The following is a 19,571-nucleotide window of genomic DNA, read 5'->3' as shown; positions in this document are numbered from 1 at the left end:
TGTTCGCTCCTTTTTTCTATTTTCCTTGCCCGTAATAGGCATTTTTTCCATGCTTTCTTAAGTAATGCTTATCTAAAATACGTTGTGGCAGTTCTTCTGCAAAGCTGTTCAATTGTCGAGCGAATAAGTTCATTTTTGCCACTTCGTCCAACACTACAGCATTCATCACTGCACTATCTGCGTCTTTCCCCCATGTAAATGGTCCATGCCCGTGTAATAACACGCCCGGAACTTCCATCACATCGATCTCACGCTCATTAAACGTCTCGATAATGACATTGCCTGTCTCATGCTCATAGCCATCATCAATTTCCTTCTGGGTTAAGAAACGCGCACAAGGAACTTTGCCGTAGAACGTATCCGCATGAGTCGTCCCCATCGCCGGCAAATCCAATCCAGCCTGTGCCCAGATGGTCGCCCAAGTAGAATGAGTGTGACAAATGCCGCCGATTTCAGGAAACGCTTTGTACAGCACCGCATGAGTCGGCGTATCCGAAGATGGATTCATTTCTCCCTCGATCACATTGTTGTCCAAATCGACGACCACCATGTCGGACGCCTGCATCTCTTCATAGCTCACTCCGCTTGGCTTGATCACAAAGTAGCCTGTTTCCCGATCCAAAGCACTAACGTTTCCCCATGTGTATTTGATCAAGCCTTGCTTTGGCAGTTCCAAATTTGCTTGAAAAACTTTTTCTTTAAGTTGCTCTAACATTACAAACTCGCTCCTTATTCGTACTACTGAAATCCTTACTTCAACACGTTAATCGCTGTTGCTTCGATCGGCAATCCTTCTTCATAACGTTCGATAAATTGACTATACCCCTGCAAATCTTCTACCTGCGGCTCGATGGTCACTCCCTCGCTTGTCGCGAATACTTTTTCCTCCAAGAATTTCGCTAATGACATTCCTGATTTTTCCTTTTGATAAGCTGCTAATAAAGCGATTCCCCATGCTCCACCTTCGCCTGCTGTCTCCATCACTGTGACCGGAGCTTCCATTGCGGCAGCTAAAATTCTTTGTCCGACTTCTGGGGTTTTAAAAATTCCGCCGTGCCCGACCAGCTTATCGATCTTAATGTTTTCTTCCCTCAAAATCTCCATTCCGATCCGCATTGCTCCAAATGCACTAGACAAATGCAGGCGCATGAAGTTTGCCAGATCAAATTTACTATCAGGCGTCCGGACAAATAAGGGACGTCCTTCATTCATACCAGTAATGTTTTCACCAGAGTAATAGCCATACGAAAGCATCCCACCACAATCAGGCGAACCTTCTAATGCCTTCTCAAACAATGTTGTATACAGCTTTTCTGTACTAATCTCTAACCCCAATGACTCTGAAAATTCTTTGAATAGACTGATCCAAGCATTGATCTCAGAAGAGCAATTATTCGTGTGAACCATCGCTACTAAGTCGCCAACCGGTGTAGTCACCAAATCAATTTCCGGATGCACCTGCTTCAGTTTTTCCTCCAGAACAATCATGGCGAATGCAGATGTTCCCGCTGAAACGTTCCCACTTCTTTGCCGAACACTGTTTGTTGCCACCATTCCGGTGCCCGCATCGCCTTCTGGCGGACAAAGCGGAATACCAGCTTGCAGAGTGCCTGTCGGGTCAAGCAGATACGCGCCTTCTTTCGTCAGGCTTCCAGCCACTTCTCCAGCCAACAAGACCTTCGGGAGAATCTGATCAAGCTTCTGTGCGAACCCGGGGCCCGATGCCAGCTCGGAAAATTTCTCCATCATCTCCTGGTCATAGTCCTTCGTATCTGTATCGATCGGAAACATGCCTGATGCATCACCGACGCCTAAGACTTTTTGTCCGGTCATCTGCCAGTGAATGTACCCCGCTAACGTCGTCAAAAAGCGAACATCGCTGATATGATCTTCTTGATTCAAAATTGCCTGATACAAATGTGCGATGCTCCAGCGTTGAGGGATGTTGTATTGAAAAACCTCTGTCAATTTTTGCTCAGCCTCTGCTGTGATCGAGTTCCGCCATGTTCTGAAGGGCACCAGCAGCTCGTCCTTCTCGTCAAAAGCCATATAGCCGTGCATCATCGCGCTAAAGCCAATCGAACCGATTGTCGTCAATGATTCGCCGTATTTTTCAAATACTTCCGTCGCCATTTTACGGTAGCTCACCCGCAAGCCCTTCCAAATATCCTCTAACGAATACGTCCAAATACCATTCTCAAGTGTATTCTCCCACTCAAAGCTGCCTGCGGCGATCGGTGATAAATCTGATCCGATCAGAACTGATTTGATCCGTGTTGATCCAAACTCGATCCCTAATGCTGTCCGACCATCCATAATATCCAGCTTCGTTTTTGCGACCATTTCCTGCGTTTTGATAGGAATCTCCTCCTTCGTCCTTCTTTTGTTACCGTTATCATACAATTTATGTACGTACATGTCAATCTAAAAATTATATTTTGTTCGTACATATTTACGATAAATCATCCAACAATAACTGCTGCAACTAATGGAACCCATAAAAAAACAGCCCACCGAAATGAGCTGTCCCCTTGATTATTCGATTGTTCTTACTGAATCACGTTCAACCAGCGTTGGTTCGTATAAAATATTGTCAGGCTCATGCCCCTCTTCAATTGCTTCAATGATCCAATTCGCTGAATCTTCCCCCATCTGTTCTTTGGGATGGTTCAATGTAGTTAATTTAACATTGCCAATTTTGCTTAAGGCGGAATTATCATTTCCGATGATCGAAAGCTCCTTAGGAATCTTGAACCCTGCATCGCTTAACTGATCCACTAAGCTGCTGGCGATCTGATCGTTATAGCACACGATCCCAGTAATTTGTGGCTCGTCTTCCAGTCGTGCTAGAACCTGATTAACTATCTGCTTTCTTGTTTCTGTTTCATAAGTAATAATATCCTCAGGAGAAAATTGAATACCGAACTCCTCACAAGCCTTGATAAAGCCTTTCATCCGGTATTTTCCTTGCAAATCATCGATCTTCGTGATCAGTAGCAGCTTCTTATGATTCTTTTTGATCAAATGCTCCGTCGCCAAAAAGCCGCTCTCAACATCGTCAACACAAATATATGGGGCTCTGATCTCTTCATAAACAGCGTTGATCATCACCATCGGAATCCCCTGCTCCTTCAATCGTACGTAAAGAGCCAGGTTGGGATTGTACTGATTACTCTTAGTCGGTTCTACGATCAGCCCTTCTACTCCCTGAGTGATCATCTTTTCAATGCACTCCTTTTCCTGTTGAAAATCGTTGTTAGTGCTGGCTAAAAGAAGCGAGTAGCCTTTTTCCCGCAATGTTTTTTCGATGCCGCGAATGATCGATGGAAAAATATAGTCAGACAGATAGGTGGTGACCACACCGATGGTTTTGTGTGTCGAATGATTACTCTCAGCACGTTTATACTTCCCATCTACATAAGTTCCCGAACCCTTCTCTTTCCTCAGAAACCCTTCATTGGCTAGCAACGCAATCGCCTGGCGAATAGTATGACGGCTAACTTGATAATCTTTTTGTAATTGGAGTTCCGGTGGGATTGTTGTATTTTCTGCATATTCGCCCGACAAAATTTTTGACTTCAATTCATCAGCGATCATTTGATATTTTGATTGATTCATAGGTAACCCTTTCTTTCTGTTTGTCTTTGTATACAGATTAACAGAAAAAAGCGAAAGTAGCTATATTTGTCCGAACAAATTCCTTTAATTCTTATTTGCTGATTTTCTTTGAATAGATTTACTAATAAGGCTACTCTACTTGAACCACGACAATAATAAAAGAGCGCGATCGTCTGTCGCCCTCTTTTATCAATGGATTATTCACTTAGCCGTCTTCTTTCTAGCTCCGTCAAAATATGAGCTTCTTGTTTTTCAAAGCGAACGTAGAGCAGCATGACCAGTGCGCCGATCACAAAAAAGATCGCTGGTAAATAAGCAAAGCCGAATTTGATCGCCTTCAGGGCTTCAGAGGTTTGAGCTTGGTTCGCGACATAGCCAAAATGCTGCATCAGCTTTAACGGGATAAAGTCGCCAAATCCTGTCCCCACCTGCAATCCAACCGCACTACCCACCGCGGTTAAAAAGCCACTGGCACGAATACCTGTTTTGAATTCTCCATAATCGACTGTATCGGAAAGCATCGCAAACGGCATCGAAACAGTAATTCCTGTGCCAATGCTGGTTAAGACCCACATCGCTGCAAGCATTGGAAAATTGCCGCCTGCCGCGCCTAACATTACCTGACCTACCGCTGCCATTAAAAAGCCGATAATCATCGTTGTTGTTTTTGAGAAGTGTTTTACTAGAAAAGGAATACTAATAACACCAAGCATTTGTGTCAACACAAGACCATTTAGAATAGAGACATAATTTTGATTTTCCAGATTATACCGTGCATAATAGATCAGCGAAGAAGTTCGCGTAGAATTGCCCAACCAGTAGCACATACTCCCTAGAACGATGATGACCCACGGCCAATTTGCTTTTAATGCTTTGAAGCTTTCTCTTACCGGAAGACTTTTTCCGACAGTCTCAGAATTTACTTCTTTCGTATTTTTGAATGCAAAGAAAAACATAAAGATCGAAACAAGCGCATAGATTAGTACCGTGAAAAAGAACCCAAGCTGCCGATTCGCTCCTCCGAGAACTGAGACCAACGTTAAGGTAAAGGTCGCTGTGATAAAGTAGCCGACATTCCCGCCGATCATTCGGTAAGAATTTAATTTTGTCCGTTCAAACGAGTTGTTACTCAGATTTGGCAAAATAGCCGTAATCGGCGTGGAAATTCCGGTGTACAAAATGCTGGCTGTTAAATACGTAAACGCCGCGTAAGCAACCTTTGCGCCTCCGCCTAAGTTTGGGGTAAGAAAAGTTAATGCCATGAATGTCCCAAACGGGATGGCCAGCCGCGCAAACCATGGACGTGCTTTTCCGTACTTGGACTTGGTTTTATCGATGGCCAAGCCCCAAAGCGGCACTGTCAACGTATTAATAATCCGTACTGTCAAAGCAATCGTTGCCGCAACTCCGATCGACAAACCAAAAACATCTGTGTGAAAAAAGTTGATAAAGCTCGTCAATGTACAATATAGTAAATTCCCAGCAGCATCTGTTCCCGCATAGGCTAAACGATTTTTCAACGTTAATTCCTTTTTTTGAACATTCGGAACGTGCTCTGCCTTTGTCTGATCCATATCCATTATCTGATTCTCCTTTGTTAGTTGCTGATTTAAACATTTTTGTGCTGTTTGCGGTATTTCTGCGGGGGAACACCTTCACTTTTACGAAAACGACTAGAAAAATAAATCTCTGTATTGAAGCCGACGAGCTGTGCGATCTCAGTGATAGCTAAATCAGTCGTCAGCAAATACTTCTTGGCATGATCCACTCGAATCTCCTCCAGCATCTCAAGCGGCGTTTTTCCATAAACCGACTTGGTCGCTTTGGATAAATAGTTACTATGAAGATGGAAGCGTTCCTCTAATCCTTGATTCGTGATTTTTTTCCCGTAGCTGTTCTCCAGAAAAAGCTGAACTTGTTCTGCAATCACTGCTAAACGATCCTTAAAGACCCCTTGATTCTCAATAAATTTTAAAAAGCGCAAAAACAGTTCTTCCGTTCGCCAGATATCCTCTACAAGCTCATTGGTTGTACTGTCCAAAATTTCTTGGATCAGCATGAAGAGCATCTCCGGTTCTTTGATTGTGGCCTTTTTCCGCAAGTGCAGTGTGTAAGACCGTTGATGGTAGTGCAAATCTGGAATCGGTAACAATGAAGTAAAACGGCTTGGACGATCACTTTGCTTCCATGGTGCCGTTGTATAGAAGTGAATCCAGTAAAACTCGGTCTCCTCTTCGCAGGGCTTCCAGGAATAATGATGCTTATCCGGTAATAGAATAAACATTTCATTGGGTCCTACTTCATACTGCTCCTCCTCTTCAGCTAAGAATAAATGACCGCTTTTAACAAAAATCAAATCAAAATAACCTAAATTGGTCCGGTCAGGGTGATTGTGGTTTTTCTTAAAAACACGGACATTTCCTTCGATAAAGTCAGGAAATGGCGGTACAGAGATAGAAATTACTTGATCAGTCATCGTCGCCTTGCTCCTTTCATTTCAAAACTGTTTTGCGAATAGTTACTTTTCTATACTAGACAAGCACTTTTGCTTACGGTGATTGTACGCTGGCCTTCTGCTTTCAATATCGTTTGTTGATCACCTTCAATAAGGACGAATTCCTTACAATACGGCGCAAAACTTGTTACATGTATCTGATCCTCAGCCTCTTCCAAGCTGCCGTTGATCACACGATACTGTGCTCCTTCTTTTAAAATGAAGGTTTTTTGCCCAAAACTGTCTAAATAAGCGACTAATTCTTCGCCCATATCCCAGTCTGGTGTCTGCGTATCATTTTCAAACAGCCGAGCAAAGATCCCGCCGTCTTTAAAAAATGTCGCCTGACCAAAACGCTCTCTCGACAGATCACAGCGATTGAGGTGCGGACCAGCTACCGCATAGGTTGAAGCAGCCATTCCCTTTTCTAACGGTAATGTCGTTGTGGAATGCGTATCATAACAATATAAAATACCAGCAGTCGCCCGATAGCTTGCTTCCAAATAAGCTGGATCTTTAAGATACTCATAGACTTTGTAGGCGGATGCGGCCGTGACGCCGCCCCATAGTGAATGAATCATATATGTCAGGGCCTCCCACCAGCGATCAGGATTTTGTGCCCGGAAGTCATTGGAATAGCCGATATTTGCTAGCAGAAGCTGTCCATAGCGCTGCGCTCCTTCAACCATCCCCATCTCACTCAATGCACCGGCTGTTGGGCCAAAGCCCGCATTATCATAGAAGTGTTCCGTGATCGCCGAAGCATACGTCTCACTTGTCTGATTAACTCGTTCTGTCACTTGTTCCCATAAAGCTTTGATTGTTTGATAGGTGTCCTGTAATTCTGACTCTTTTAATTTTGCTAACAAGTCTTGGATATATAAGAAATATACTCCCAGCATCTGGGCCTCTTCTTTCCCACGTTCGTCTTCGTGAAGCGCCGGATTTACTCTAAGATTAAATACATCCGCCGCCCATTTTAAATACGTCGTGGCGTCATTCAGACTTAACACTTCATCATCAAACTCTGATAGCAGGAAGAATAAATGTCCAATATATTCAAAATCCATCGGTCGATAAAACTCTCCATATAATTTACGTGGTCGCGTGAAATCACCATCAATAAACCATTTCTGACGAACGTATCGCACTGCACTCTCCTCAACCTTTTGAACTTGGCTCGTAACTAGCGCGCCTAATAGATTCTTCTTCAAAACTAAATTCAGCTTGCCTAGTGATTCCCCCTGATTGGAGATCGGTTCAAATGCATAAGGTGTACTACCTTCAGCTCCATTATAAAGGCTCGAACAAATATAATCTGCCCGTTCTTCAATAACCTGCGCCAAACCATCCATCACATTTAAAACTACAAAATCTTCACTGCCATCCATGAACTGAACCACCAGTTTATGCTCTCCTAGATGCTGCGGCGTAAAGCTCAATTGCCATCCTGCCGCTGTTTGCTTCAGAGAAGCCGTCTGGTCCGAAGCTCGTACTTCCTGATCCTTATACAGGATTGAAACATTCTTGATTTGCTTATTTGCTGGATTCTTTATCGTCACATGGCTTTTTTGTCCTAAAATATTCAGTGGCTCAAACTGAATAATTGGATGCCCTAAATCAAAAGCTTGCTGATAAAACTCCGTCTGATCTGCGTTAGTTTTGAATACATAGCGCCATTTTTTCCGACTATGGGCCGGCAAAATCAGCTGCTTCTTTGAATAAATCCAGTCGCGATTTTCATAGCCCTCTGGATATCCGCCAGCTAAAATCAATTTATGAAACAATACGCCATCCAGTGAAGGCGAGACATTTTCAAAAAAGAGATTTTCATATTCGCAATAAGTCCCGATTGACAAAGTTTCGCCGCTTGTCTGATAGAGCCCCAAGTTGCTGCCTTGATTGTCTCGCCGAACAGCGTTTAGCTTGGTGTAATTCGTTGAAATAGAAGAGAAGATCGCCGCTGATTCATGGATATTACGCAACACATTCTTGTCGCGAAACATCACATAAGCCAAAGAGAGCCACACCCCAAAATCGTCAACCACCAACGCCTCCTCTGAATGATTGAACAGCTCGATTCCCCAATCCAGTTGATCACCTTCGCCGAAATCGTAGCACACCGCCACTTGGAATTGCTCAAAATCATAGATCACCCTTGCAGTGTCTGCGCTTTCAACAATTCTTGGCAGCACCTCACAGCTTTTAAATTCTTTTTTTCCTACTCGAAGAGCAAAGTGTCCAAACAACTTTTCTTTTCCCGGATAGCCCAATTCGTCCAAATATGCCTGACTAATGACCCAATTCATCTGATGCACATCATTGATCATTTTTAACTCCGATAGATGCCCATCCTCTGCAAATTCCGCCTTAAATATCTGATTCTTTTTTATCAACCAATTCCGCCTCCTTGTTTACATGCATAGTCTACCATCGAAAAGAAAGCGCTTCTATTTCCGATTTCAATCAAAACTTAAGAGATTTCACTTGTTTTAAGTACCTACTTTTACTTTTGGGAATCACTTTCCAACAGCTAAGCAGCTATTTGAAAGAGGAATACCCAAATTTCTTTGTCTAAGCTTGACGACAAAAAGACACCTGCGATCATATGAACGCAGGTGTCTATATTAGTATTCAAATCATTTTGTTTGGGGGCGTGCTTTTAATAATCAGCAATTTTGTTGTACAAGCAAAGCACAAATGAGAATCAGCTTTTCCATCACTTTTCTCATATCCCCCATAAAAATGAGTATCAAATAAAACTACCGCTACGTGTTAGAAAGAGAGACTAGATGTTACTTGGCAGTTTTATTTCTTACATTCTTAATTGTAATCAAAAATAAGGTAAAGGAAAGATATAAAAAAATAGTTTTCATCCCAGGTTCCTAACAGGGTATTAAAAAAATGAATTAACCTTGTAAAATTATTTCACGCGTTGTAAATTCATTGTTTTGATTTTCTTTTTGTTGTTATAAATATGTAGTCTCATATGTTCCTTATCAATTTTGTTGATGTGATACTCCGTTTGGCTGCCTTCCCTAGTCAAAATGATATTTCCTTTTGAAGAGTTCGCTGCAATCTTCGCGTTTTCCATTAAAATAAACCCGTTTTGTTTGATGTCCCATTTTTTAAGGTCTTCATTTTTCGCCTCGATTGAATACTGCTCAGTTCGATAAGACCAGGTTCCCTCTAGCCAAGTCGGATTGTTGACCGCATAAGCATTGATAAAGTTAAACAACCAGAATGCACAAAGGATCATTAGACAAAGGAGGATACGCCTTATCATACGTTTTGATGATCGATACGATACCATGCCACGCGGAGATCTTCCACCTGTATTCTTTTCCAAAAAGATCCCATCCTTTCCTTCGTTATCCGTCAAAATCCACATACTCCTCTATCTAAAACTATAAATTATTTTGCTCTCTATAGGTGAAATCTATCCCAAACGATCATTTTTCTGTCCTGAAAGTCGTAATTTTTTTAAGAAATAGTTACGAGCGATTAAATTTTTCTACTAGTTTGCATTGCAATATAGTTGGTAATGCTTTACTATATTGTTAAGCAAACTAGTAGAAAGGAGACTTGCTCGTGAATCAACAAGTTTCATCTCAGATGCTTAAAGGGATTTTGATGGGCTGTATCTTGATTATTTTGTCAAAAAAAGAATTGTACGGGTATAAAATCAGTGAAGAGCTGCAGCACTTCGGCTTCGACAGTATCCCTAAAGGAACGATCTATCCCCTACTGATGAACATGGATAAAAAGGGATTGATCATTGGTGAGATGCGCGCTTCTGATGAAGGGCCGCAGCGAAAATACTATCAATTAACAGAAAGTGGTCTGAACGAAAAGGAAAGCTTTATCAAACAGTGGTTGTTCTTATCTGGTAATGTTGAAAAACTATTGAAGGAGAGTGAATAAAAAATGAAAAGTCCATCTTTTACGAAAGAAAACGCGAAATTACAGGAGTTTTTGAATCCGATCAATGAGGAATATTACGGCAGTTTGTTAGTTTATATTCGAGGAAAGTCCTTTTTCAAGGATGAAAAATCATTGGAAGGAGCGCTTTTCGAGATTCTGCAGGATATCCTTGATGCACAAGAAAATGGCGAAACCGCCGAAGAGTATTTTGGCAAACAACCGAAGGAAATCGCCGATGAACTGCTCAAAGAAACGCCTACCAATTTTCTGGATAGTCTTAAACTGGTCGCAGCAGTTTTGTTTGTCTATTCACTTATATCTATGCTCCCGGCGCTTGCCTCTCCCAATGCCTTCTTCGATGTAGGAAAGCTGCTGATTGGCGGTCTTTACTGGACAGCACTCGCAGTACTTGTTGTGTGGCAAATCGGAAACGATGCCTATACTACGAAACAAAACTTCAAAAAATATCTGGCGATCGCGTTAACCCTGCTCATGGCAATTTTTGGAATCGTTCTATCAGTGGTGATTGATACTAACCTCATCATCCATACAGAGGGAATCGTTGGAATCACGATGATCGGTGTGCTCGTCCTTATTTGTGGGATTTTCTTTCTGCGACAAAAAGAAAAACAAGAGCTTTTCCCCTTTGTTCCAATCTTACTAATTAGTGCAGTGATTGGTATTCTCTATAGAATCCCCTTTTCTCAAACTTTTTTAACTAGTAATGTCGGTAAGATCGCCGTTGTAATAAGCTTGATACTGGGACTTATTAGCTTTTATATCTTGTTAAATCGAGGACTGAAGGCTAAACGGACAGATCACTGACAAGCACACTACTCAAAAAAAATCGATTGCAGGTTTTGGCTGTTGACATAGTTGTATAAATAAACTTAGCTTTTGGGTGGCTAACTATTCAATCGAAAAAATCCGCTAAAGCCAGCTTAGGTGCTCGCATTTAGCGGATTTTACCATTCCCTTAGACGATTGTGTCAAGCCAATTTAAAAGATAAGAAAAATGAGTCTCATCAGGATGAATAATATCTTGATGAGCCATTTCAGGCAGGATCAACAGCTCAATATTGTTTTTATTCTTCAAATTTTCTTGAAAATAATCAATGGTCGTTTTGATATCGACTCTGACATCATTGGCTCCGTGAATAATCAGGGCAGCATCAGCCTTCAAGGGTAGCTGGCTAATTGGCGATGCGGATACTAACACTGAGTCATTAATTTCTTCTGCAAAATATTCCTGAACTGCTTCGTCTCCTAACCGCATGTCTCTGGTATAAATCAAATCAGTTACTGGTGCTAAAGCAATCACATAATCAGATGATTCAGCGTTTAGAAGAGCTAATTGGCCACCGACAGAATGGCCTATGAGGGCATAGTGATAGTTTGGAAAGCAGACTTTTATTTTTTTGATTGCCTCTTTTACATCATTTGAGGGAATCGGCCATGGATTTTCCGGCCCTCTACGATATTCCACATTACAAACGATATAGCCAGCCTCGACAAAAAAGGATTGAGCATCCGCCACTGTTTCCAACGTTTTTTCCATCCGCCAGTATCCGCCATGAATCAAGATCACTACAACGTTTTGTGTAATCTGATCGGGTTCAACAACCTTAATAAAGCACTGCTCATGTTCACTGTAAGTAATTGTTTTCATCTCTATCCTCCACTATATGATCTTTATGTCTCTATGATCTATTTTAGCTCCTGTTAGAATAAATTACACCTTTACTTTATTCTTATTCCTCAGTTTTTGCCAATTTAATAGAAAAGACGACAATCAAACCGGACAGTTGATTATCGCCTAAACATAGAATTGGTTTATCTATAAAAAATCGGTTTGCTGATTAAAAATCCAGCAGGTTGCTGCGATTGAATTCACCTTATTCTGAAGCGTATCGGTTCTTGACGTCATAATAAATGGTCTTTTCGTTCCTAAAAGGACCGATGCCGTCTCAAAATTCGCATAGAAATTCAATGACTTGCTGAGAGTATTTGCTTCCTGCAACGAGGAACCAACTAGGATATCCGCCGCCCCAGCCACTGAACTGCGAATTCCTTTGATATCTGCTGCTTCTTTTGAAATCGCATTGTCTAAAGAAAGCGGTCCATCAACGATACAATCCTTTATTTGCCCACGCTGATTCATTTGGGTCATGATTGCTCCAAGTGTTGTATCCGGCATCTTCTCATTGACCGTCTCCACTGCGCTAAGCAAAGCAACTTTAGGACAAGGATTTCCCAATAAATGACTCAGTAACACAGCATTCTCAACAATGTCTTTTTTAACAGCAAGCGGCTGATCGATATTGATCGCGCAATCAGTCAAGAATCTCAACCGATTTGAGTGGTCCTGAAAAATCGTCACTTGACTGATTCTGCTGATTCGTTCAAAGCCATCTTCCTTATCCAAAACAGCCCTCATGAATTCGGAAGTATGAAGCAATCCCTTCATTGGAATATCCGCCTGCTGATTTTTGATCATCTTCATCGCAGCCGCAGCAGCCTTTTGGTGATTTGTCTCATGAATCACTTCAAGGTCATCGAATAATAAACTGTGTTTTGTGCATAGTTCTCGAATTCGCTGCTTGTCTCCTATTAAAATAAACTCGGCAAGCCCCTCCTTTGCAGCCTTATCAGCCAACAAAACCTCTTCTTCATCCGCCATCGCAATGACAATCTTGGTATTAGGTCCCTTCTTTACCTTTTCACGCAAATCTTGAAAGTTTGTAGTTTGCATAATTTTTCTCGCTTCATTAATAGTCTTTTATTTCGACTTTTCCTTTATAAGCCGAAATGCAAATTGAACTCAAGGCCTCCAGCTCATCAATATCAGGTTTGACATAAATCGGAGCGATCCACCAAACATGCTGCTTAATAAAATCGACAAAATGTTTTGAGTGAGCCAATCCGCCTGTGATGCCAATTGCGTCAAGTTTGCCACCCATCGCGCCTGCAGCTGCACCAATTGCTTTGCTCACTTGAAAGGCCATCGCGTTAAAGATCTCTGAAGCTTTTTGATCCCCCTCTGCTATCCGTCTTTCGATTTCTTCGCCATTATTTGTGCCTAGGTGGGCCATCAAACCACCACCGCCATTCAACATATAATCTAATTCTTCATTAGAATAGTCGCCTGACTGAATCAGCTTTTTCCAATCAGCTGCTGGAAGCGTGCCGCTGCGATCCATCCCAAATGGCGCATCACCGTCTAAGCCATTCGTAATATCGATTACTTTTCCATTCTTATGCGTTCCGCACGAGATCCCTGACCCTAAGTGAGTGATAACGATCGCACTTTCTTCATAGGGCTTGCCTAAATTTTCAGCGATAAATCTGCCGAAGGCTTTGTGACTCAGCGCTTGGAAATAGCTGTGTCTGGTTATTTGTGGAAGCCCGGTATATCTCGCAATAGCAATCATTTCATCCACACAAGGAGGATCAGCAATCAATGCTTTTTTTCCGCTTTTCTGTGCGAAGGACAATGCAATCGAACAACCTAAATTACAGACATGTTGGCCATATTTACCGGATTTCGCATCAGCTACCATCGTCTCATTGATCTCATAGACACCTGATTCTAAAGGTTTTACAGAAGGGCCGCGAGAAATGAATAAATCCAAATCACTGACCGTAAGCTGATTACTTTTTAAAAAATCGAGAATACTCTCTCTTCGGTAATCATATTGATCCCAGATTTTTTTGAATTGTTCAATTTCTTCAGACGAATGTCGAATAGTTTCTCTTAAGACTATTTTTTCATTTTCACACAAAGCGACCTTTGTAGAAGTTCCTCCTAAATTCAAAACCAATGCTTTCACTTCCAGCAACCTACTTTCTCTACTTATTGAAATTTCGCAACCAATTCTCTGAACTCGTCCTCATTTAACGTGCGATGCAATTCGATTCCTTTTGATTTCACCGCCATCAATAGGTCCATCTTCTTGTCTTCCTCGACAGAAAGATCGTAGCGTTCAAGCCAAACACGTAGGTTGTCTTTCCCAGATTTTTTCCCTAAGTCTAAAATTGGTTCGCGATTTCCAACTAAATCCCAACGATATGGCAGCATAACTAACGGATCAGATTTACGGGCATTTTCCCACAAGCTGGAAGGCATTCCGGTTTCCCAACCAAAGATTGCATCACCAACAACAGGCGCCGTAGGATTGATTGGTTCCCGAGCTAAACGTGCGACAGTATCTGACAAATCCTTCAACTTGGGTAAATCAATGCCTGTATCTTGCCCATACAAAGCCTCTAATGAAAGAGCAACCTGTTCTAATTGTGCTGATCCAGCTCTTTCGCCTATTCCGTTGACAGTCACATGAACCGCAGACGCTCCCGCCGCCAAACCAGCTAATGACGTTGCCGTTCCTAAGCCAAAGTCATCATGGAAATGGCATTCGATCGGTGTTCCAGGGAAACGCTCAATCAATTGTGAAATCCGTAATCTTGCTCCTTCTGGTGAAAGGGCGCCGAATGTATCTACTAGAGCTAACGAATCCATATGCCCGCCGCCATCAACGATCGCCTGTACTGTATCCATCAGAAAATCCATACTTGCTCGTGAGCCGTCTGCTGGGAAGAATAGGACTTTCAGCCCTAACTCGTGAGCCTTCGCTGTAGCTTCAATCGCCGATTTAATCGCTTTCTCTGCACCCCATTTGATTCCTTTAGCCAGCAGATGTTCACTTCCAGGAATTTCCGCGACAACCCCATCAACACCACATTCTTTCGCTAGTTCCATATCCTTGACCATGTTCCGAACGAAGCAATAAATATCCGCTTTTAATCCTAATGATGTGATTCCTTTAATTGCATCAGCATCTTCTTTTGTAACCGCCGGCGTTCCGGCTTCAATCCGATGAACTCCAACCGCATCTAGTTTTTTGGCAATTTCAACCTTTTCATCTTTTGTCAAAACGATGCCTGGCTGTTGCTCCCCGTCACGCAATGTTGTATCCAAAAACTGGATGTTGTCCACGAACTTAAATTCCTTTGTTACCTGCTCATCATAATTTGAGGGGCTAACCCACCATTTTCCTTCTTCTCTAAAACCCATTAATAAATCCTCCTTAAAATAGATAGTTGATTTGATTATTCTGATAATTCGATCTCAGCCGTTACTTTATTCTTCTGATACATGTATAGCTGATACGGTAAAATGACTAAAAACGGAATTTCAAACAACGGAATGTTAATTCTTCCAATAATCCCATAAGCCGTAGTAACGATTTGCGGAATCCCTGCTCGCCCAAAGTAGAAAGCCAATACCGTAAGAATTCCTACTAACAGTAATCGACGCGCATTGTAGGAAGAGTTTTTCCATACTTTGTGCACTAACAATTGATAGCGTTCAATCATTCCATACAAATACCCTGCTCCTGTTGATAAGACCGCTAAATAGGCAATCCCAGTGTAAAGCAAACGAACAGTGAAGCCGGCACCAATAATATGATTCAAACTCCACAATGTCGGTAGGTCCTGACTAGCAACCTCCGGCATTCCCGCTGCAAAAATGATGTTCATCGCAATCGTGGAGATGAATACCATCAAGCTTCCGATAACCGCCGCGCCCAACGAGTGTTTCTTTGTTTTTACTTGACCCTTAGACGCTGGAATCACAGCATCAATAAAAGCGACCATAATGTTGATGTATAGAATGATTTGCAGTAGAACATGGGATAGTGGTGCGTTCATCGTTCGGTTGGAAACATAGTTCGACATTCCTTCCCACGATGCAGGTACTCCCTTAATGGCGATATAGCTGATCAAAAGAATCAACGCGATCGCGATAAACGATGCGGAGCGGATGACAATTTTTTGACCCGCCAGAATTAAGATAACGACGATCCCAAAAGTAAGCAGCCCCATTACCACAAACGAGGTATTAAAAAATTCTGCTAATAATCGTCCTCCTGTCGCAAATGTTAGTGCTGAGATAGTGATACATGCTAAGATAGCCGAAAATTCTTTTACGTTCGCGAAAAAGAAATTGTATTTTCCAAATACACGATCATAAAATGAGCGAAAATCGTACAATTCAAACGTTCTGCAGTATTCCAAGACGAGAAAACAAATGATTCCCGCAACAATCGTGGTTAATAGTGGTCCAATAAATACCCCTAGCCAAGATTGACCTACAAAGAAGCTGACTAATTGAGCTCCTCCTGAAAACCCTGGCCCGATATAGATGCCGAACCAAACAGAGGCTAAACCAAATGAAACAAGCAAACTTTGGAGAGTGGTCTCTTTTTTTTCCATTCTGCTTCTCCTTATAAATTCAATGCCTTCTTGTTCAAAATATTTGCAGGGTTCTTTCCATTCAACACATCTACCGCTGTCTGGGCTACCGAAGCGAACAGCTCTTGATTCGCCTCTGCTGAACTATACGCAATATGCGGAGTGAGAATCACATTGTTCATTCCTAGAAGCGGATTGCTGGTATCCTTCATTGGCTCACCTTCCAGCGTATCCAGGCCCGCTCCCCCGATTTTTCCATTTTTCAGTGCTTCGATCAGATCTTCTGTATTGATCAAGCCGCCACGAGCAGCGTTGATTAAAATAACACTATCCTTCATTTTTCCAATTGTTTCAGCATTAATCATTCCCGCCGTCTCTTTAGTTTCAGGAAGATGTAATGAAATGATATCTGCACCCTCATACAACTCATCTAAATCAGCCTGCTTCACACCGCTATCAGTGAAAACGTCTGCTGGTACGTAAGGATCATAGGCCATGACATTGTAGCCAAGTCCTTGGAAATTGCGTGCGATTTGCTTCGAGATATTGCCAAAACCAACTAATCCTACCGTTTGAGCGGATGGTCGACGCATCTTTGTACCCAAATCCTGGTTCCAGACACCTCGTCCTACCGCCTTATCAAAATGTTTCAGCTGTCTCGTCAAAGCTAGAGCCAAGGCTGTTGCATGAATAGCCACTTCTGAGATGCAATAGGTTGTTACATTGCAAATCCTGATGCCCATCTTATTCGCCGCATCCATATCAAACTCATTAACCCCAATTCCATAGCGAATCATTACTTTACAGTTTTTCAACTGACTAATGCTTTTTTCGGTCATCTTTGTGGCGATATTTAAAATAGCATCGGCATCTCGATACTTCTCAATGACCTCATCTTCGTTTTTACACGTTCCCATAATAAAATCAAATCCAGCATCCTCAATAATTTTTCGTTCAACGGCGTAATTGTATCCACTAATTACTTGCGAATCTAACAGTACAACTTTCATAAATGAGCCTCCCTATTTCGAAAAAATTGGCGAAACTATTCAATGTCCTTTGCGCAAAGTTTTATGAATGCGTTTTCAAAATCATCGTAGATCATTTTCCTAACTTTGTAAATAGTTTTTTAAAAGTTAAGAAATTAACAGACAAAAAATGCGAACTTTTTCATTTACATAAATAACTTGAATTACAACAAGGTCGCTTCCTCCTCCCGACTCCATCTAGTTATAGAAGCTGATTACTAAAAAAACTAAAATAGAATAACATTTTTTTTCATAAAACAAAAAACAAAAAAAAACGATAATAATTCCTAGAATAATGGATACCCTTTTACAATGTTTCCCCTTATTGATAAGCTTCATTGACAAGGTTAGTAAAATTACTCTAGAATTAAAGAAGTTAGATTCGGATGATTAATCAAGGGGGCATCAAAATGTCGACAACCGATAGTATCGTTTTCAAAATTCAAGAAGTAGCAAAAATTATCAATGTTGTACCCGCAACGATCAGGAACTGGGAACAGCACGGTTTCTTTACACCTAAAAGGAGTAGCAACGGTTATCGTGTCTTTGACCAGCACGATGTTGAAATGCTAAAGAAAATAAAGAATTGGTCGATCGATATGAAGATGGGGACTCAAGCTGTAAAAATGATGGTTGACTCCTACAGTTTAAACAACAATGTTTCGGCAGAAGAAAACTCTGTCAGTAAGAAATTGCTTAGTGAAAAATGGAAGGACAGCAGGCAGTCTAAAAACAAAACAATCAAAGAAGTCGCGGACGCCGTGGGGATTTCCACATCCTATTTATCGAAAATAGAAAACATGCAGGTCAATCCCAGCTTGGAAGTACTAAAGAAAATTGCGGACTATTACGGCGAGAATGTTCTTTACTTTCTGCCTGTCGATCAAAAAAAAGCTTCACAGCTAGTCAAGAAGGAGCAACGAGTGAGTGTGATTGATAAAAACGGTGGCGTTACGATCGAGAATCTGCTGAATCAAGAGAATTCTCGATTATCCTTCATGATGTACACGTTAAGCCCTGGTTCACAGCGCCCAACAATGCAGCCCCATTCAGGAAATGAGATTGTTTTTGTCCTCTCCGGCGAAGTTACATTCACGATAGGAAAAGAAACCGTCTACCAGCTGGAGGAAGGAGATTGTTTGAGCTACAGTTCTGAGGAAAATCATAGCTGGTGTAATGAGAGTGACTCGGAGGCAAAACTACTGTGGTTTTATGAACGAGTTGTCTAGAGCCCATCGAATAAATCATGAAGACAAATAATAGATTGGTGGAATTTCAAAAAACTTCTAGAGGAAATTACTGGTATCGATTACTAGTTCAAAAATTAGTTAATCGAACAGCCTGCAAATCGAGAATTGATTTGTGGGCTGTTTTATATTTGTTAAAATGATTGAAAAGGAGCTGATACCATGCAACACTTTAATTTTAATATTGGAGATACGAATTTTATTAGCTTAGTAGATGCACATACGTATGATAGTTTTGTCGATGAAGACTGGGATTTAGTGACTGATCTGATTCCTCATGTAGTTGAAGAACAGCAAAAAGGCACTATCTTGATGTATCAAATGACTCAAGAAGGCATCGAGGATGATTGGAAAATTTCGATCACTCAGTCTCCTTTGACATTCGAAAAATATATCAAAAAATCGATCAATTATATTTCTGTTACTGATCACTCACTCTATCTGATTGACTACACAAATTTGACGATGGCAGCCCAGTTTGATGATGAGAAGATACCGGATAAGTCATGTGCACCCTTCCGAATCGAACTCGACAATGGTAAATATACTGTCACTGCTTATCTTTTTAAAGATGTTGACAATGACATCGTAGTAAATGAGGAAAGCGACCTGCTTTTCGTCTTCGAACCATATACAGCGGCTCTATCTTCTGAAAATCAAACGATTATTTGGGGAAGTTTTTAGCAAGTGAAGCCGGATAAATCTTAACTACTTCATACAATTGGCTAACAGTATTGTTAGGTTGCTTTATTTCCTACCTTTTTCTGCTATGATTCCTAAAAAGGAGGCAATAATATGCTTGATGCTCTTTTTCAAATGCTGATGGATGTGATCGGTGGTTTTATCGATGCGATTACTTCTTTGATCTCCGCACCCTTCGAGATCTTTTCATATTTTATCAATGGGATTTTTCACTAAAAATGATAACTCAATGATTTCCACATTATTGTTATTTTAGCTATCAGCAAAGATATCAGACTGTAACGAGTTTTTTTATGTCGTATCTCC

At 41.4% G+C, this 19,571-nt stretch carries 18 protein-coding genes; 5 read left to right on the top strand and 13 right to left on the bottom strand.

Annotation, left to right across the window (positions count from 1 at the left end):
* Positions 1-16: 16 nt before the first annotated feature.
* The 7 genes from E6139_RS05935 to E6139_RS05905 all read right to left on the bottom strand — a co-directional run bounded on the left by E6139_RS05935 (position 17) and on the right by E6139_RS05905 (position 9,461).
* On the bottom strand, positions 17-715 hold the full coding sequence (locus E6139_RS05935; protein ID WP_316402134.1) for an L-ribulose-5-phosphate 4-epimerase: 699 nt from the start codon (positions 713-715) through the stop codon (positions 17-19).
* A gap of 35 nt (positions 716-750) precedes the next feature.
* The gene (locus tag E6139_RS05930; protein ID WP_316402188.1) at positions 751-2,343 is read right to left on the bottom strand and encodes an FGGY-family carbohydrate kinase; all 1,593 of its coding nucleotides are present in this window, start codon (positions 2,341-2,343) and stop codon (positions 751-753) included.
* Between the two features lie 192 nt (positions 2,344-2,535).
* A complete protein-coding gene (locus tag E6139_RS05925; RefSeq protein WP_316402133.1) occupies positions 2,536-3,618 on the bottom strand; it encodes a GntR family transcriptional regulator in 1,083 nt (360 codons plus the stop codon).
* A 197-nt stretch (positions 3,619-3,815) separates the two neighbouring features.
* Complete coding sequence (locus E6139_RS05920; protein WP_316402132.1) at positions 3,816-5,198, bottom strand: MFS transporter; 1,383 nt, start codon at positions 5,196-5,198, stop codon at positions 3,816-3,818.
* Positions 5,199-5,227: 29 nt separating this feature from the next.
* Positions 5,228-6,094, bottom strand: coding sequence for an AraC family transcriptional regulator (locus E6139_RS05915; RefSeq protein ID WP_316402130.1), 867 nt, complete (start codon positions 6,092-6,094; stop codon positions 5,228-5,230).
* Positions 6,095-6,144: 50 nt separating this feature from the next.
* Positions 6,145-8,508 carry a hypothetical protein gene (locus E6139_RS05910; protein ID WP_316402129.1) on the bottom strand — a complete coding sequence of 788 codons (2,364 nt, stop codon included), beginning with the start codon at positions 8,506-8,508 and terminating at the stop codon, positions 6,145-6,147.
* Between the two features lie 527 nt (positions 8,509-9,035).
* The gene (locus E6139_RS05905) at positions 9,036-9,461 is read right to left on the bottom strand and encodes a hypothetical protein (RefSeq protein ID WP_316402127.1); all 426 of its coding nucleotides are present in this window, start codon (positions 9,459-9,461) and stop codon (positions 9,036-9,038) included.
* Positions 9,462-9,703: 242 nt separating this feature from the next.
* On the opposite strand from E6139_RS05905, the gene E6139_RS05900 reads away from it, so the two are divergent.
* Together E6139_RS05900 and E6139_RS05895 are read left to right on the top strand one after the other, a co-directional pair.
* Entirely contained in the window at positions 9,704-10,036 is a 333-nt protein-coding gene (locus tag E6139_RS05900; RefSeq protein WP_316402126.1) for a PadR family transcriptional regulator, read from the top strand.
* 3 nt (positions 10,037-10,039) lie between these two features.
* Entirely contained in the window at positions 10,040-10,861 is an 822-nt protein-coding gene (locus tag E6139_RS05895) for a hypothetical protein (protein WP_316402124.1), read from the top strand.
* Positions 10,862-11,012: 151 nt separating this feature from the next.
* Here E6139_RS05895 and E6139_RS05890 read toward each other — a convergent pair whose 3' ends face one another.
* From E6139_RS05890 to E6139_RS05865, 6 genes are all read right to left on the bottom strand, one after another.
* On the bottom strand, positions 11,013-11,705 hold the full coding sequence (locus E6139_RS05890; protein ID WP_316402123.1) for an alpha/beta hydrolase: 693 nt from the start codon (positions 11,703-11,705) through the stop codon (positions 11,013-11,015).
* A 168-nt stretch (positions 11,706-11,873) separates the two neighbouring features.
* Complete coding sequence (locus tag E6139_RS05885) at positions 11,874-12,788, bottom strand: phosphate acyltransferase (protein ID WP_316402122.1); 915 nt, start codon at positions 12,786-12,788, stop codon at positions 11,874-11,876.
* Positions 12,789-12,804: 16 nt separating this feature from the next.
* Positions 12,805-13,866: a butyrate kinase gene (gene buk, locus E6139_RS05880; protein WP_316402121.1), complete on the bottom strand. Its 1,062-nt coding sequence runs from the start codon at positions 13,864-13,866 to the stop codon at positions 12,805-12,807.
* 23 nt (positions 13,867-13,889) lie between these two features.
* A complete protein-coding gene (locus E6139_RS05875; RefSeq protein ID WP_316402120.1) occupies positions 13,890-15,107 on the bottom strand; it encodes a hypothetical protein in 1,218 nt (405 codons plus the stop codon).
* 35 nt (positions 15,108-15,142) lie between these two features.
* Positions 15,143-16,309 (bottom strand): hypothetical protein, encoded by a 1,167-nt coding sequence (locus E6139_RS05870; RefSeq protein ID WP_316402119.1) that lies wholly within the window; start codon positions 16,307-16,309, stop codon positions 15,143-15,145.
* Between the two features lie 11 nt (positions 16,310-16,320).
* Entirely contained in the window at positions 16,321-17,298 is a 978-nt protein-coding gene (locus E6139_RS05865; RefSeq protein WP_316402117.1) for a C-terminal binding protein, read from the bottom strand.
* Positions 17,299-17,726: 428 nt separating this feature from the next.
* Here E6139_RS05865 and E6139_RS05860 point away from each other — a divergent pair, with 428 nt between their 5' ends.
* From E6139_RS05860 to E6139_RS05850, 3 genes are all read left to right on the top strand, one after another.
* Positions 17,727-18,545: a helix-turn-helix domain-containing protein gene (locus tag E6139_RS05860; RefSeq protein WP_316402116.1), complete on the top strand. Its 819-nt coding sequence runs from the start codon at positions 17,727-17,729 to the stop codon at positions 18,543-18,545.
* Between the two features lie 180 nt (positions 18,546-18,725).
* On the top strand, positions 18,726-19,247 hold the full coding sequence (locus E6139_RS05855; protein WP_316402115.1) for a hypothetical protein: 522 nt from the start codon (positions 18,726-18,728) through the stop codon (positions 19,245-19,247).
* A gap of 111 nt (positions 19,248-19,358) precedes the next feature.
* Positions 19,359-19,481 (top strand): hypothetical protein, encoded by a 123-nt coding sequence (locus E6139_RS05850; RefSeq protein WP_316402114.1) that lies wholly within the window; start codon positions 19,359-19,361, stop codon positions 19,479-19,481.
* The last annotated feature ends 90 nt before the right edge of the window (positions 19,482-19,571 follow it).

The organism is Enterococcus sp., from assembly GCF_032555305.1.
GTDB lineage: Bacteria > Bacillota > Bacilli > Lactobacillales > Enterococcaceae > Enterococcus_A.
The sequence above is the reverse complement of the archived record's forward strand: the minus strand, read 5'-3'. Positions and strand labels throughout refer to the sequence as shown.